General features: G+C 52.5%; 14 protein-coding genes. 2 read left to right on the top strand and 12 right to left on the bottom strand.

The features are described from left to right. The 7 genes from ACTF5Z_RS07790 to ACTF5Z_RS07760 form a co-directional block, all read right to left on the bottom strand. On the bottom strand, nt 1-180 hold a 180-nt coding region (locus ACTF5Z_RS07790; protein ID WP_438985148.1), incomplete at its 3' end, for a citrate/2-methylcitrate synthase. An 85-nt stretch (nt 181-265) separates the two neighbouring features. Continuing rightward, on the bottom strand, nt 266-2029 hold the full coding sequence (gene xsc / locus ACTF5Z_RS07785; protein ID WP_423849201.1) for a sulfoacetaldehyde acetyltransferase: 1764 nt from the start codon (nt 2027-2029) through the stop codon (nt 266-268). Nucleotides 2030-2126: 97 nt separating this feature from the next. After that, the gene (locus ACTF5Z_RS07780; protein WP_438985147.1) at nt 2127-3593 is read right to left on the bottom strand and encodes a PLP-dependent aminotransferase family protein; all 1467 of its coding nucleotides are present in this window, start codon (nt 3591-3593) and stop codon (nt 2127-2129) included. Nucleotides 3594-3631: 38 nt separating this feature from the next. Further along, nucleotides 3632-5152, bottom strand: a complete 1521-nt coding sequence (locus tag ACTF5Z_RS07775) for an alanine/glycine:cation symporter family protein (RefSeq protein ID WP_438985146.1) — start codon at nt 5150-5152, stop codon at nt 3632-3634. Nucleotides 5153-5176: 24 nt separating this feature from the next. Then, on the bottom strand, nt 5177-6160 hold the full coding sequence (locus tag ACTF5Z_RS07770; RefSeq protein WP_438985145.1) for a YeiH family protein: 984 nt from the start codon (nt 6158-6160) through the stop codon (nt 5177-5179). A gap of 9 nt (nt 6161-6169) precedes the next feature. Next, nucleotides 6170-7582, bottom strand: a complete 1413-nt coding sequence (locus ACTF5Z_RS07765; RefSeq protein WP_009574372.1) for an aminotransferase family protein — start codon at nt 7580-7582, stop codon at nt 6170-6172. Nucleotides 7583-7654: 72 nt separating this feature from the next. Then, the gene (locus tag ACTF5Z_RS07760; protein WP_438985144.1) at nt 7655-8656 is read right to left on the bottom strand and encodes an alpha/beta fold hydrolase; all 1002 of its coding nucleotides are present in this window, start codon (nt 8654-8656) and stop codon (nt 7655-7657) included. Nucleotides 8657-8763: 107 nt separating this feature from the next. Between ACTF5Z_RS07760 and glnT the strand changes: the two genes are divergently transcribed. Together glnT and ACTF5Z_RS07750 are read left to right on the top strand one after the other, a co-directional pair. Then, nucleotides 8764-10116: a type III glutamate--ammonia ligase gene (glnT, locus tag ACTF5Z_RS07755; RefSeq protein ID WP_009574370.1), complete on the top strand. Its 1353-nt coding sequence runs from the start codon at nt 8764-8766 to the stop codon at nt 10114-10116. Nucleotides 10117-10171: 55 nt separating this feature from the next. Next, entirely contained in the window at nt 10172-10783 is a 612-nt protein-coding gene (locus tag ACTF5Z_RS07750) for a TetR family transcriptional regulator (protein WP_438985143.1), read from the top strand. On the opposite strand, the gene ACTF5Z_RS07745 is transcribed toward ACTF5Z_RS07750, so the two are convergent. From ACTF5Z_RS07745 to ACTF5Z_RS07725, 5 genes are read right to left on the bottom strand one after another with little or no spacing between them, the layout of a single operon-like run. Continuing rightward, nucleotides 10780-11595 (bottom strand): ABC transporter ATP-binding protein, encoded by an 816-nt coding sequence (locus ACTF5Z_RS07745; RefSeq protein ID WP_438985142.1) that lies wholly within the window; start codon nt 11593-11595, stop codon nt 10780-10782. The two genes, ACTF5Z_RS07750 and ACTF5Z_RS07745, sit on opposite strands and share 4 nt — an antisense overlap. Continuing rightward, complete coding sequence (locus ACTF5Z_RS07740; protein WP_438985141.1) at nt 11595-12614, bottom strand: ABC transporter substrate-binding protein; 1020 nt, start codon at nt 12612-12614, stop codon at nt 11595-11597. Before ACTF5Z_RS07740 ends, ACTF5Z_RS07745 begins: the two co-directional genes overlap by 1 nt. A 27-nt stretch (nt 12615-12641) precedes the next feature. Continuing rightward, a complete protein-coding gene (locus ACTF5Z_RS07735; RefSeq protein ID WP_423849209.1) occupies nt 12642-13454 on the bottom strand; it encodes an ABC transporter permease in 813 nt (270 codons plus the stop codon). A gap of 10 nt (nt 13455-13464) precedes the next feature. Then, nucleotides 13465-14472 (bottom strand): fatty acid desaturase family protein, encoded by a 1008-nt coding sequence (locus ACTF5Z_RS07730; protein ID WP_438985140.1) that lies wholly within the window; start codon nt 14470-14472, stop codon nt 13465-13467. 9 nt (nt 14473-14481) lie between these two features. After that, nucleotides 14482-15324 carry a sugar phosphate isomerase/epimerase family protein gene (locus tag ACTF5Z_RS07725; protein ID WP_438985139.1) on the bottom strand — a complete coding sequence of 281 codons (843 nt, stop codon included), beginning with the start codon at nt 15322-15324 and terminating at the stop codon, nt 14482-14484. Nucleotides 15325-15597: the final 273 nt, after the last annotated feature.

Genomic DNA, 15597 nt, shown 5'->3' with positions numbered 1-15597 from the left:
TCCGTGCAGTAACAAATAGGCAGTTTCTTCAAACGTCGAGTGTGTTGCCAGATCGTGAATGGAGTAACCCCAATAGCGGAGTTCGCCTTTGCGGCCGTCGATGTGCGTGGTTGGCGAACGATCGAAATAGACGCCTTTAAGGCCACGGAACACGCGAATTTTTTCGTCGGTATCAGTCACAAGCTAACCTCTTATTTGCAAGAATTGAGTTTGGCAACGCGCTGCCGTTAAAGCAAAGCCCCGCGAGTGCGGGGCTTTAAAGGCCTTATACGTAGTCTTTGTATTTTTCTAGGTAACGTACAGGTTTTGACAAGGCATCACGGCGGAAGGGGTCGCCTAACTCGCGCGTACACATCACTTCAATGACGGTGGTTTTGCCTTCGTTCATCTGGCGATCGATGGCGCGTTGCAGCGCGGGACCCACTTGGTCTAGGGTGTCAACACGCTCACCTTCTGCACCCATGGCCTGTGCAATACCAGCCCACGATTCGCTGACCAGTTCTGCTGCGACAAAGCGACGGTTGTAGAATTCGACCTGGTTTTTCTTCTCAGCACCCCAATCGCGGTTATGGAATACCACGGCGGTGACAGGGATATCGTGACGCACAGCAGTCATGATTTCAGACATGCTCATACCCCAAGCACCGTCACCGGCGTAGGCTACTGCAGGACGCTCAGGCGCGGCGGCTTTGGCGCCGATAATCGTCGGTAGCGCGTAACCGCAGTTACCAAAGCTCATGGGCGCAAAGAAGCTGCGTGGGCGCTCAAAACGCAGGTAGCTGTGTGCCACCGAGTTGATATTACCGATATCGGTAGAGACCATGACATCTGCTGGCATGGCTTTTTCAAGTTCGCGCAGTACTTGGCGGGGGTGCAACCAGTTGCCTTCTTCGGCTTCCGCTTCGGCAATAACGTCTAAGCTGTAAGGGTCGCGCTCGTGCGTCCATTCATCCAGCTCTGTTTCCCACGCAGCTTTTTCGGCTGCGATTTCGGCTGCGCGAGCGTCTTTATTGGCGTGACACGCCAATGTTTGACCCTGCAGGCGCTGGGTCAGAGCAACAGAGGCTGCTTTGGCGTCACCGCAAATACCGACAGAAATTTTCTTAACCAAACCAAGCATCTTGTGGTCGGCGTCGATTTGAATGATTTTGGCTTCTTTGGGCCAGTAGTCTAAACCGTGCTGAGGCAGGGTGCCAAAGGGGCCAAGACGCGAGCCAATGACCAACACAACGTCGGCTCTGGAAATCAGCTTCATGCCGGCTTTCGAACCTTGGTAACCCAGTGGGCCACACCAAAGAGGGTGGCTAGCGGGGAATGAGTCGTTGTGCTGGTAGCTGTTCACAACCGGTGCGCCCAAGAACTCTGCAATCGCTTTGACTTCCTCAACACCGTCGGACATCACCACACCACCACCCGATACGATCACGGGGAACTCAGCAGTTTTTAGCAGTTCTACTGCTTCATTGAGGCTCTGGTCGCCACCTGGGCCACGGTCTAGGCGCATAGGCTGTGGAATTTCGACATTGATATCGCCGTAAAAGTAATCGCGTGGAATATTCAGCTGTGTGGGGCCAATCTCTGACAAGGCGCGATCAAAGCAGCGAGAGGTGTACTCTGCGATACGGTTGGGGTTATTTACGTGGCCTTGGTACTTGGTGAATTCTTGGAACATCGGTAGCTGGTGGCACTCTTGGAAGCCGCCGAAGCCCATGGTCATGGTGCCCGCCTCTGGCGTGATCATCACCACCGGTGAATGCGCCCAGTACGCCGCGGCAATACCGGTGACACAGTTTGAAATACCGGGGCCGTTTTGGCCAATGACGACACCGTGGCGTCCGCTTGCGCGCGAGTATCCATCAGCCATGTGCGCAGCGCCTTGCTCGTGCACGACAGGGATTAACTCGATACCGGCAGGGGCAAAAATGTCCATGGCATCCATGAAGGCTGAACCCATAATACCGAAAATCTTTTTGACGCCTTGGGCGACGAGTGTTTCGACAAAGGCTTCACTGGGGGTCATACGAGGCATAGCTTGCTCACCTTAGAGTTATGAAAGAGACGCAATGCTAGGGTTTTTTGTCGGGATTTAATAGAGCCAGATTCTGAGTTTGCTGTGCGCCAGATGTTTACAGGTTTTGGTAGGCTCGGCGAAGGGCGATGACGCCCTCGGCTATTGACCCTTCACCAATGGCGGAAAAGCCCATCCGCAAAAAGTTTTTGGGCGGCTTTGGTTGCGCAAAATGAATGGCGCCGGGTTCGACGATCACCCCCAGCTCTTTGGCTTTTAGCGCTAGCTGCTCGGTGTCGATTGAGTCGGGTGCTTTAATCCAAAGCGCCGAGCCACCCAGAGATGCTTGAATTTGGAGCTCGGGCAGCTCTTGCTCTAAACAGGTCACGAGCAATGCTCGGCGTTTTTGATAAATCTTGAATAACTTGCTCACTAAGGCGTCGTGGTAGCCTCGCGCCAAGAACAAGGCCACCGAGAGTTGGTTATTCGCCGCTGGGTGTCGGAGCATGAGGCGACGTAGGCCGCGAAGCTCTTCGATGAGCTCGGGGCTGGCTACGATATAGCCCATACGCAATCCAGGCGCTAAGGTTTTAGAGACGCTACCCACGTAAATGACCCGCCCCTCAGTATCCATACTTTTAAGCGCGGGTTCTGGTCGGGTGTGAAAGTTAAATTCACTCTCGTAATCGTCCTCGATAACCACAAAGTCGTGCTGTGACGCACTGTGCAGCAGCTCTTGCCGCCGCGCGTGTGGTAGCGTAACGGTGGTGGGCGATTGGTGGCTTGGGGTCACGCAGACGTAGTCGCAGTCGTTAAGCTGTGCGTCAGTGATGAGCCCATCCGAATCGACAGCCAGCGGTTTTGCGTGTGCGCCTACCCGCTCGATTAACCTCCGCAGATCTGAATAGCCAGGATTCTCGATACCCACGGACACCGCTGCCTTACGCCACAACAGCTCAGCAATCATGTAAAGCGCGTGTTGAGCGCCGACCGTTAACATAATGGCCCGGTCTTCCACAAAAATCCCGCGTTTAGGTAATAGTCGGGTGCGAATTTGCTCTAACAGCAGAGGTTCGTCGTGATCGATGCGATCGACCGCCCAAGATTTGATCGCTCGCACCGAGACTGCATCCCGCGCGCACTCACGCCAATGTTGAATTGGAAATACATCGGCGCTCATTTGCCCATATACAAAGGGGTAGGGGGCGAGCTGCCAATCTTTGGGTTTGCGCAGAGCTTGCCACTGCGAGGGCTTTTCGGCCAGGCGGGTGTTCCAGTCAATGTTGTGACCGTGTTCTCTATCCTGATAACGTTCGAGAATGCGAGTGCGCTCGACGTCCGGGTTTACAAAGTAGCCTCGGCGGGGGTGGGTCACAATGAGACCGTCATCCAAAAGCCGCTGGTAGGCCAGCATGACAGTATTGCGCCCGACACCTAATTGCAGTGCCAGGTGCCTAGACGAAGGCATGGGTGAATTCAAAGGAATAGTACCTTTGGCAATGGCCAAAGACAGTTGGGCCACGATTTGTGTTTGTAAACTGTCCTTGGAATCGGGGTCCAACTGCAGCAGTAATTCGCTACTCATGCGCTTGCTACTCTGTTGCGGCCCCGCTGAGGGGCGGCTTAAGCTTGGTTACGTACCTTTTGATTATAGGCTTGTAGCGCTTGCTTGGCGACAGGCGCTAGAACATACAGCCCGATGATATTGGGCACGCAAATCAAGAAGACCAGTGCATCTGAAAAATCCAATACTGCCGTCAGCGGAATACTACAGCCGACGACGATAAAGAAGCAAAATACCAGTTTGAATAGGTTGGACGCCCAGGCGTGCTCACCCATCAAATAGGTAAAGCCCTTTAAACCGTAATAGGCCCAAGCAATCATCGTTGAAAAGGCAAATAACATACCAGCAAAGGCGATGAGCAGCGGTGACCAGCCAATGTTGCGTTCGAATGCTGCCGAGGTCATACCAATGCCATCAAGACCGGCGTTGAAGCTGGGGTCGTAGTAAAACGTGGTCACAATGACGAGCGCCGTTAAGGTGCAAATAACGACAGTGTCGATAAAGGGTTCTAGCATCGAAACGTAACCCTGGGTAATGGGCTCTTTCGTTTGTACCGCAGAATGCGCGATAGGAGCTGAACCGATACCGGCCTCGTTGGAAAACACAGCGCGTTGTACGCCAATGACAATAACCCCTAACATGCCGCCGGCGACGCCCTCGGGGCTGAAGGCGCCCTCGATAATAGCGTTAAAGGCAAAGGGCAGGGCTTCGGCATTCATCAAAATAATGACTAAAGCGCTGAGAGAGTAAAACACCGCCATGAAGGGTACGAGTTTACTGGTAACACGCGCGATACTTTTAATGCCGCCAATGATCACCAAGCCAACAATAATCGCCATGACCAGACCCACCAGCCATCCTTTTCCGGCGAAGAAGCTACTGTCGCCACCGGTGACTGTGACAAACTGGAGGTAGGCTTGGTTAGCTTGGAACATGTTGCCTATACCTAGGCAACCAATGACGATGCCCAGCGCATAGAATTGACCCAAAAACTTGCCTAAATTGGGTAGCCCTTTTTCTAGAAAGCCTTGTTCGAGGTAGTACATTGGGCCGCCCGAAACCGAGCCATCAGGATTGTGTTTACGGTAAATCGTGCCCAGCGTGCATTCGATAAATTTGGTCGACATGCCCAGGAGGCCGGCAACAATGAGCCAAAAAGTGGCGCCGGGGCCCCCCATACTAATGGCGACGGCAACGCCACCGATATTACCAATACCAACGGTACCCGATACCGCCGTGGTGAGCGCTTGAAAGTGAGTTACTTCGCCCGGTGCTTTGGGGTTATGGTTAAGGCCTCGTACGATATCAATAGCGTGTTTAAAGCCCGAGAAGTTTAAAAAGCGGAAGTAAACCGTGAAGAAAACAGCGGCGACCAAAAGCCAGACAACGACTAATGGCACCTTAGCGCCACCGAGTGTTACCGAGTAAAAAATAATACTGGAGATTAAAGCCGTCGCCGGCGCTACGGCCTCGTTAATCGCTTGGTCGATGCTGGCCAGAGCGCTGGCGGGGGACAACATCAGTAGCAGGCCGCTGAGTAAAAAATGTTTTACGCTGTGTTTGGTACTGATTTTTGCCATTGGTGCAAGTCCCCTCTTGTTGTTTTACATAGCGAATACGGCCCAGAGTAACATCGTTGCACCTAGGAACACACTTTGTAGTAAAACTAGCGCGACAGGGCGCCAGCCATGACTGATAAGGCCGCTGAGCTCGGTCTTGATGCCGAGTGCCACAATCGCCAACAGAAAACTTAACTTAGATAAGCTCGTGAGCGCGCTTGACCAAGCCGCGGGAATGAACCCAAAGCTGTTAACGGTTGCTAACGCGATGAACAACAACAAAAAGCCAGGCGGCTTCAGCGATTGACCGCTGCCACCTTCGCGGTTAAATAACAGTAAGAAACACCACGCGATAGGAATGAGCATAGCGACCCGAACCATCTTCACGGTCATGGCTTCTACGCCAATCGCCTCAGATAAAGCAAAGCCAGCGCCGGCAACGTGCGATACGTCGTGGATAGCGCCACCCAAAAAGTAACCTGCTTGCTGGGGTGTTAGTTCTAAAACTTGAACGGCTATGGGGTAGGTTACCATGGCGATGGCACCGATGGTGGTCACCATGATGACGGTCAGCAGAGTAAACTTCGATTGCTCTTCGTTTTTGGGCATCACGGAAGAGAGTGTAAGAGCGGCGGACACGCCGCAAATAGCAACTGCGCCGCCGGACAGCAGGCCCATGTCGCGTTTGAGACCGAGCATTCGTGCAAGTACCGGTCCAATCGCGATCGTGAAGAACATGCCGCCGATCAGCACACCCACGCCAGCAAAGCCAATGGCAGCGATATCGCTAACTGCAATACCTGCGCCCAACATTGCGACGCCCGCTCTTAAAACTTGTGTCGCGCACAGGTCAACGCCCGCTTTAGTGTGCTCTTGTCGATACAGAAAGTTCATCGCCATGCCCAATAGCAGGGCAAACACGAGAACCGGAGCGCCGTAGTTAGTGGCTAGAAACTGGCTGGCGATCGCGATTAAAACGACCGCCGCCGTACCGGGGTAAAACTGACTGACTTTTTTAAGAACAGACAACACAGTCCCTTATTGTTTGAATACCGCACTCAACCCAGCATCAATCGCGCTCACAATTTCGTCGAGCTCAGTTTTGGTCGTGATGAGAGCTGGGCTTAAGTACAGCGTGTTATTCAGGTCGCTGAAGCTGCGATTGGTGCGGCCTATCATCACACCATGCTCTAGGCAGTGTCCAGCGACTTGCCCCGTTTGAGCTTCTGACGCAGGTGTTTTTGTGGCGCGATCGGTGACCAATTCGATGCCCACGAATAGCCCTTTGCCGCGCACATCACCGATGACCGCGTGTTTTTCTTGTAGGGCATACAGCTGATCCATCAGGTAGTCGCCCATATCACGCGTGTTTTGAATGAGGTTTTCTTCTTCCAAAATCGCGAGTGTTTCAATACCTGCCACTGGGCCCGATGTGCAACCACCGAAGGTGCTGATGTCGCGGAAGTAGTTTAAGGGATTGCCGTCGGCGCGTTTAAATTCGTTAAACAAGGCCTCGGTGGTGACGGTGCATGAAATAGCAGCGTAACCACTGGCGACACCTTTTGCCATGGTGACGATATCGGGCTTTACATCGTAGTGCTGATAGCCAAACCATTCGCCTGTTCGGCCCAAGCCGCAGACCACTTCGTCGATATGGATAAGAACGCCATAGCGCTGGCAAATTTCCTGGATGATTGGGAAGTATTCAGGTGGTGGGGGGATAACACCACCGCCCGCCGTGATAGGTTCGAGTACCACGGCACCGACTGAATCAGGGCCTTCACGAAGGATCGCTGTTTCGAGATCGCGTGCGCACTCGATGTTGCATGAGCCATAGGTTTTGCCGAAAGGGCAGCGGTAGCACAAACAGTGCGAGAACGAGGAAAAGCCTGGGGCAAAAGGACCGTATTGAGCCACACGCTGTTCGTGCCCAGTTGAGCTTAACGCACCAATTGTCGTGCCGTGGTAATCCCGGTCGCGGTAAATAATTTTATGTTTGGTGCCGTCGCCGTTCATGTGCGCGAGTTGGCGAACCATTTTGTAGCCTTTTTCGTTCGCTTCAGAACCCGAGCTTGAGAAATAAACACGTCCAAGTCCTGGCATTTTTGAGAGCAGTTTCTGCGCGAACTCGGCGCCTGGTTCAGTGGCGTAGCTACCTGCAAAATAGCAGAGGTCGATCAGTTGCTGGCGCACCGCATCAGCGATACGCTCACGGCCAAAACCTAAGTTGACACACCATACGCCGCCTGAGGTTGCGTCGAGGTAAGACTTGCCCTTGACGTCGGTTACCCGCATGCCAACACCCTTTGATATGACGATGGGGTCTTTCTCTTCCCATTGTTGGTGTTGGGTCAGGTGGTGCCATACGGTCGCTTTGTCGGTCGCGATAATATCGTCGTTGGCGGCAGTCGTTGCAGAGAGCATCGTATTCATTGGTTCAAACTCACGCACAGTAAAACGCGTAACTTATCCGACATGCGGCCAAAACTTATAGAGCCAGTATGCATAAATCGCTACAGCCAGTCACAGACACAGAGCATCGCGCACGGCTCTGAAAACCTGCTGAGTTTCAGATTCTAGGCGCCCGGGTCCGCCGGCTATGTGGCCAAAGTCACTGTCGATGACCTGAAACTCAGCACCTAGACTCTGCGCGTCACTGCGCGCATCGGCTTCAGTAAAGTAGAGATCGGTTCGGCTCGGCAGCATGATGGTAGGCACTTTCAAGGCAGGCTCGTCCCCCAGATAGCGAAAGACATTGGCGCTGCGCCAGGTTTTTGCGACCGCAACGAGATCATTGGCGTCTTGTTGCAGGTGGTCTTGCTCCCAAAACGATTGTAGATCTTGTATCGAGTCAAACCCGAGCGCGTGATACAGGCTATCTCGGAAAAATGCCTGGCTATAAGCCCAGGTAAGATAGATGCGAGCAAACGCTATCAGGCCCGCGTGGGGTACTTGGCTGTAGTGTCCATCGGCAAAAACAGGGTCGGTTGCCAAGGCGGTTGTGACGCTGTCTAAAAATAACTGGTTATGAGGGTAACATTTTGCCGTGGCACAGACTGCAACCGCGCTCCTGATCCGCTCTGGGTACAGTGCCGCCCAGTGCAAGGCCTGTAGCCCGCCCATGGACCACCCCAAGACTAAACAAATCTCGGCATTGTCAAACACGCGTTCCACTAGTTGCCCTTGGGCATGCACATTGTCGGCGATATCAATCAAAGGGAAGTTGGCGCCAGTTTGTGTCGGATGTGCACAGGACGGCGAGCTCGATTGACCCGCGCCAAACAAGCAGGGAATGACGATGCAATAACGATTCGGGTCTAGCGGCGAACTTTGTTGGTCTACCCATGGCATGACGCCTTTAGCGGTACCCCCGTAATAGGTCGGCAGAATCACTAAGTTATTTTTTGGTGCGTTGAGTGCACCAATTTGGAAGTAACGCAGTTTGGCGCTTTTTAAAATCTGACCAGAGACAAGTTCAAAGTCGCCAAGATCAAAGGTGTTTTCGTGCCAACTGGTTGATTTCATCACATATTCTCCTCGCCCCGTGGCTTTTTAAATTAAATATACAACTTGGCATGTTTCTTGGATGAGATAGACCAAGCAAGTTTTATTCCCATTTAAGGAGCTCAACAATGGATGTCAGCGAAGTGAAAAAAATCTGCGAAGCGGAGTCGGTAAAATACGGTATTGCAAGCTATGTCGATGTGCACGGCGCAAGTAAAGGTAAGTTTGTTCCCTTAAACCACTTTGGACAAATGTTTAAAGGGTCTGAGCTATTTACCGGGGCCGCTCTAGACGGTGTGCCACAAGATATTTCAGATGATGAAGTGGCCGCTATGCCAGATGGCGCTGGCATGATGATTTGTCCGTGGAACAAAGAGCTGGCCTGGTTCCCGAGCGACTTGCACTTAAATGGCACCCCCTTTGAAGCCTGTTCCCGTAATATTTTAAAGCGGCAGTTGGCTGAAGCTGCGGACATGGGGTTCATCTTTAACTTAGGTATTGAGACGGAATTTTTTGTGTTGCGCCCCGACGATCAGGGTAAGCCCGTACCCTACTCGGATCGCGACAGTATGGGAAAGCCCTGCTACGACGTGCCCATCATGATGGATAACCTACCCATTATTGATGAGTTAGTTCAGGCCATGACCGATTTAGGCTGGGGTGTTTATTCGTTTGACCATGAAGATGCCAACGGCCAATTTGAAATCGACTTTGGCTACAGCAATGCACTCACAATGTCTGATCGCTTGATTTTCTTTCGAATGCTCGCCAATGAAATTTCGCGCAAGCACGGCGCCTTTGCGAGCTTTATGCCCAAGCCTTTTGCCAATCGCACCGGCAGTGGCGCCCACTACAATATGTCGTTAGCGGATATTAATACCGGGAAAAATTTGTTTGAGCCAAGTGCCGTTACCGATCGCTACGATGCGGGAGTGTCAGAGTTAGCCTACTACTTTATTGGTGGTGTACTGCGTCACGCTAAAGCCATTTCGGCAGTTGTCGCCCCAACGGTTAACTCCTATAAACGCTTGGTGCGTCAAGGCAGTATGTCCGGTTCAACCTGGGCTCCAGTATTTTGCTGTTACGGCAACAACAACCGAACCAATATGTTGCGTATACCCAGTGCGGGTGGGCGCGTCGAGTGCCGAGCGCCAGACATTGCCTGCAACCCTTATCTCGGGGCCGCGCTAATGCTGGCTGCGGGTCTGGAGGGTATTCGCGAACAAATTGATCCAGGCGAGCCGCATCGCGAAAACATGTACAACTACAGTGATGCCGATATTACCGCGGCGGGGATTGAATGTTTGCCAAAAAATTTATCGGAAGCTATCGAGTCCTTTGCCGCGGATGAGCTAGCGCCTAAAGTGTTTGGTGACGCTATGTTTAACTCATTTACACAATTTAAGCGCGCGGAATGGGAGAGTTATCACAACACGGTATCGCAGTGGGAGCTCGATCGTTACCTGCGATTGTTTGGCTAGCGTTTGTGGGCTTGGTGACACGCAGTTACACTAGCGTTTTACGTGGAGCCCACTGATGCGAAGAACCAAAGAAGACGCCGCAAAAACACGTCAAAGCGTGATCGATGCGGCGCTTCGTTTGTTTTCGACCCGTGGCTACAGTGGCACAACCTTTCGTGCTATCGCTGAAGAGGCAGGCTGCAGTCGCGGTCCTATTTATTGGCACTTTGCGAACAAGCAAGAGTTGTTTGAAGAAATTCTGGCGTATTCACAACGGCCGCTAGAGGCCTTAGTGGTATCCGACCTCGATCTAAACGACCCAATTGCTACCGCGCGCTCCTTTGCCGACGAGTGGCTTGGCTTATTAATTAGTGACCATTACTTCCGCCAGTCGTTCGAAATTTTCTTGAACAAAACAGAGTTTACCGAGGAAATGGCCTCGACTATTGAGCGTGAACGCGCGCTTACGCAATCGCTGGTTGCTAACTTTAAGAAGCTGGTCGTTGCATATCGCGAAAGTTCAGGCTCAACGACCTTCGCAACGCCTGCAGATGTGGCCGCCGTGTCGATGTACGCCTATCTCATGGGTCTGACGCAGAGCTGGTTGTTTAACCCCGATATTCTGGATTTGGCAACGCACAAGGCGAGCGTTGTCGCTCGCTTAGAAGAGATGTTAAAGGCGGTCTAAGCCACCAGCTCCAGCGCTTGTGAACGCATCTTCGCCCGAATTTCACGTTCTAATTCACGGTACCGATCAAGCTCTAGTAGGGCGTCTCTGTCTTGACCGTTACGTTCAATGTTGGGCCTTATCACATCGCAAACACGCCCGGGCTTCGTGCCCATAAAAAAGATCACGTCACCCAAGTACAGCGCTTCTTCGATATCGTGCGACACCATCAAAACCGTTGTTTTTTCTTTGCGGACAATATCGAGCAGCAAGGCCTGCATTTGCCAGCGAGTTTCTGGGTCGAGCGCGCCAAAGGGTTCGTCCATTAACAGTAACTCGGGGTTGCTCGCTAAGGTTCTTGCTATGGCGACTCGCTGTTGCATACCACCACTTAACTGGTGGGGGTAAGCATTCGCGAAGGCTGTAAGTTTTACCGCATCGATATAGTAATCTACGACCCCTTCGCGCAAGCTCAGAGCCTCGCCTCGACCCTTTAAGCCGAAGGCTACGTTGTCGCGAACACTCAACCATGGGAACGAACTGTAGGACTGAAACACCATAGCTCGATCCGCCCCAGCGCCGCGAATGACGCGCCCGTTCAAACGTATTGTACCCTCCTCGATCGACTCAAGCCCGGCAATCATGCGCAAAAGCGTCGACTTGCCGCAGCCCGAAGGCCCCAGCAAAACGCCGATTTGGTTGTCTTCTAAATTCAGCGAGATATTCTTAAGCGCCGTGAACTCGGTACCGTCTCGCAGTCTAAATTGCTTGTGCACCGAATCAACGTAAAGCCCGGACACAGAGGTCTCGGGCTTAGAGGTTACCGTCGTCATTACAAGGCCTTTGCCAAGGGGGTGGTATCGACGCCCGCTTCCATTGGCATACGCTTATCGATAAAGCCGAATTTGAGCCACCAATCGGTGGTGATGTCCCAGTGTGCCTTCATGCCATCGCTAGCGATGTTCAGAGGTAATGTGCCCGGCTTTAGCCCCATGAAGATGGCCGCTTGTTCACGGTCAAAGACAAAAATACCACCCTTGAGAATTTCGCCGTCCTTACCCAGTACTTGCTCGACGTCGGCGACATTAAAATTGAGGCCTTTGGCAATGATTTTATTGCCCTCGGTCGGGTTCGCTTTCCAGAAATCCACTGCATTAAAGTAGGCGCGCGTCAGCTTTGCTGCATCCTCAGGTCGAGACTCCAAGAATTCGGTTGCCATATATAAGGCGTCACCTAGAAGGGCAGTGGTGATGTACTTTTCCTGAGTCGAATCAGCCGCGACCGTCGCTTCCGGCATGGCCTCAAGCACTTGCGAACCAAAGGGCTCCCAGAATTCAGCTGCCGCCGCCGTGCCTCCAACCATCGCACCTACGGCATCGTCCATGATTAGGTTGGTGAAGTTCACTTCCGAGATGTCGACGCCGTTATCGGTTAACCACTCGGCCATGAAGATTTGAGTGAGGCCGCCTTCGAGCACGGCCACCGTTTCACCTTTTAGCTGCTCGGCTGCGGTAATACCTGGGGCCAAGATGATTTTATCGGTGCCGTACGATGGGTTGGTGTAAGTCACAAGTTTAATGCCGACGTCTTTATCCGCTGCAATGGGCCCGTATTCGGCCGTACTGGAAGTCGCATGCAAGGCACCGGCCGTCATGAGACCAAAACTTTGATAGGGATCTTCAATAATGCTGATGTCGAGTTCTAACCCTTCGGTGAGCCCCTTTTCTTTGGCGATAAACCAAAATCCGTAGCCTGGCCAAGAAAAAAGAGACAACTTAACGGGTTCGGACGCTGTTGCCGGCACGCCGGTCAGTGCCACAATAAAGCCTAAGACGCTTAACAGATATTTCATACAACTACTCCTTTCGAGTTTACGATGTCATCGTTGGTGGAGATAAGGGAAAGCTAAGCGATGCAGGAGCCTGAATAAGGCATCGAATAACAGTCCCAAAATGCCAATCACTAAAATGCCGGCCATGATGTCGTCGACGTGCACAAACCGTTTTGCGCGCATCATCATGGCGCCGATCCCATCAGTCGCCGCAACGATCTCTGCGATCACCAGATAGGTCCAGCTGACGGCGAGCATTTGGCGGAATAGGTCGATATAGGCGGGTAATGAATAACGAAAGATTACAGACCACAGAATTTTGTAGTTAGGAAGCCCCAGCGTTTTCGCAGTCTCGAGGAATACCTTGGGCACCTGCCGAGTCGTATCTGCAATCATGATGATCAAGAAAAAAATAACACCAATCACCAGCAGCGCAATTTTTTGCGCTTCGCCGGTGCCTAGCCACATCAGTAACAAAGGGATAAAGGCGGGAGCAGGCAGGTAACGAAAAGCGCCTGCAAGCGGGCTGAGCACTTGATCTACGACTTTGAGTGCGCCCATTAAAAGCCCTAGAGGAAGCGCGATCGCAATGGCAATCGCAAAGCTGGTCAGAATGCGTTTCGTGCTCGCCCAAATATCAGCGGCGAAATTCTTTTCTACCAGCAGCTCATAAAGACTTGCGATCACTGTGTCCGGTCCCGGGAATAAGCGGTCCGGCGCAATATCCGCCTCTGCGGCCCAATACCAAGCGCCCAAAAACAAGAGCCACCCCAACAACCCGAGTCCGAAGGTGCTTAGGCGACCCATAAGCACTGCGTTGCCGAAACGCGGTGGTTTGGATTTTTCGGTGGCTGTTGTCATGGCTGTCTCGCTAAAAGGCTGTCAAGAAGCTCAGCGCGTTGACCCCAACCGCGCGCCCCTGTTGTACGGACTGCTGCACCTCGTCGTTGCCGTATTCCTCGGCGTAAATTCGCCCCAATCGATGCTTATGAAAACAGCGGCACTGATCCCAAAATGTGAGCGTTTGAGCGGGGCTTTCGCCCATCTCGCGATGTAGAGCCGGTAGTCGATGCCACCCGAGAATTGGCTTTTCGTGGTGCGCATTGTGGTAGCAAAAATTTAATACCAAGGCGTTTAATATGGGCCACCGATGGCTGATTAAGTTGGTGTAGGTATTTGCTTGTTCAAATTGGGCGTCACCTCGATGGGGGAACTTGGCATCTTTATCGTCTAAGTTAAAGACGACCTCGTAGTTATGCTGGTAGCAATCCATGAAACGCAAGACGGTAAGCAATAGGATTTGGCTGAGTGCGTACAGCAGTAGGGCTTTGAGGCTTAGGATCCCCACTCCGATCAAAAGAGCACCCCGCACGAGCACCACTCGTAATACGCGAGCCTTTTGTGCGGCTTTAGATGGGAACACCCAAGGCGCCAGAATCAGCATTGCGTGCATCATGAATTCGACCGCCGGAATGTAAGCCCACTCAAGCGCAAAAACGATGCGTTCTAACAGTGGGTGGGAACGCAAAAAGGTCCGGTAATCGAAGCTGACGGGGTCGCAATTGTCGACATGATGACGCATGTGCTTGTAGCGGATATCTTCATAGCGGCCATAGTTGCTGCCAGCAATGGCATTCAAAAAATACCCAAGGTTGGTGTTGTGTGCGGCGTTTACGAAGACGGCATTGTGTCCGCAATCGTGCAATAAGTACGACGCAATGATCATGCTGTGCGCGAGCGCCATGACACCGAGGGTGTTCAGGGCTATCGATTCTTGAAAAATAGCCCACCATCCCAGGGCGTACATCACGCAGATGTAAGCAAGAGCGCCAGCTGTGTAGTACCAGCCTTGAGGGTCGCGTAAAGTCACTTTGGCCACTTCAACCTCCTATGAATTCATGACCTGAGCAAAGTGCTCTTGTTCTGTTGCCCCAATCCAGCGATTGAGGTCCCATAAGTCGGCAATGGGTGCATTGGTAAACGGCAAGTGATGTAAGTAGCCATCGGGTCCAAATTCGGGGGTCATGGTCGTCTGGGAATAGCCTCTGCGGACCTGTGCTTGCCATATTGCCTCCCAGCAGCGCTGATGGCTCGCTAAGCACTCGGCGTATTCTGGCGCGCCCGGGTGTGGCACTTGGGGACCTTGATCGTAGCCAACACGGCTGTGGATGTGGTGAGCGTGTTCCGCCGCTAAGGTAATGGCATCCCACTCGCTGTCCATCAAACGTTCTGCGACGACCACCCAATGACTAAAATCGCAGGTAATCCGCATTTCCGGGACTTGCTCTAATATGTCTACTGTATTCCACGGGCAGTACATGCTGCGTCCTCGGTGTGTCTCGAAGCTGAGTTGCACGCCGTATTTTTCACCGAGTTCTAGCGCGTCTTTAAAAAATGCGACACTTTGCGCAATCCGCCACGCATCGCAACCCCCCATGACGTTAATAAAACGAGGTTGTATTGCGGCACCCAGTCGAATTTGGGCTTCTAGATCTTTAAGGTGCTCTCGTACTGTCGCGTGTCGTTCGGGCACGTAACTTCCGGCCGTGCAAATTTCTTGAATCCACTCGAGCCCATTCGCGTCTAGGGTGTATTCCAACTCGGCCAAATGTCCTTGTGGGCCAACGGCTGGTGCTTCAATACCGTCAAAGCCAGCGGCCACGGCAAGATCGCCGCCGCTGTTGGGAGTACCGGGGTGTCCCCACAATGTTTTAAACAGCAAAAGTTCCACGACTGGCTCCTTGGTTTAGTGCTGTGTACCGTACTGCATTTTCCATGCCAAACAGCATGTAAAATGCAAGCCGTTGTTTTTAATAAAAATATAGGTGTTGTCTCAAGATGTTCTGCTGTGCGTCTTGCACCATAGCGATGCCGTTGGCACAAAGCTGGTGCGAGCGAGTGCCCCAAAATGATTAGGCGCGACCTTGGGATACAGCGTGTTACACTACGCGCAGTTTGTTATCGAGGATATTTGCGTGACGTTGCCGGCGCTTGAATCTGTTCA

It is taken from the genome of Aequoribacter sp. (assembly GCF_965659035.1).
Classification (GTDB): domain Bacteria; phylum Pseudomonadota; class Gammaproteobacteria; order Pseudomonadales; family Halieaceae; genus Aequoribacter.
This window is presented reverse-complemented; position numbering and strand designations above follow the sequence as displayed.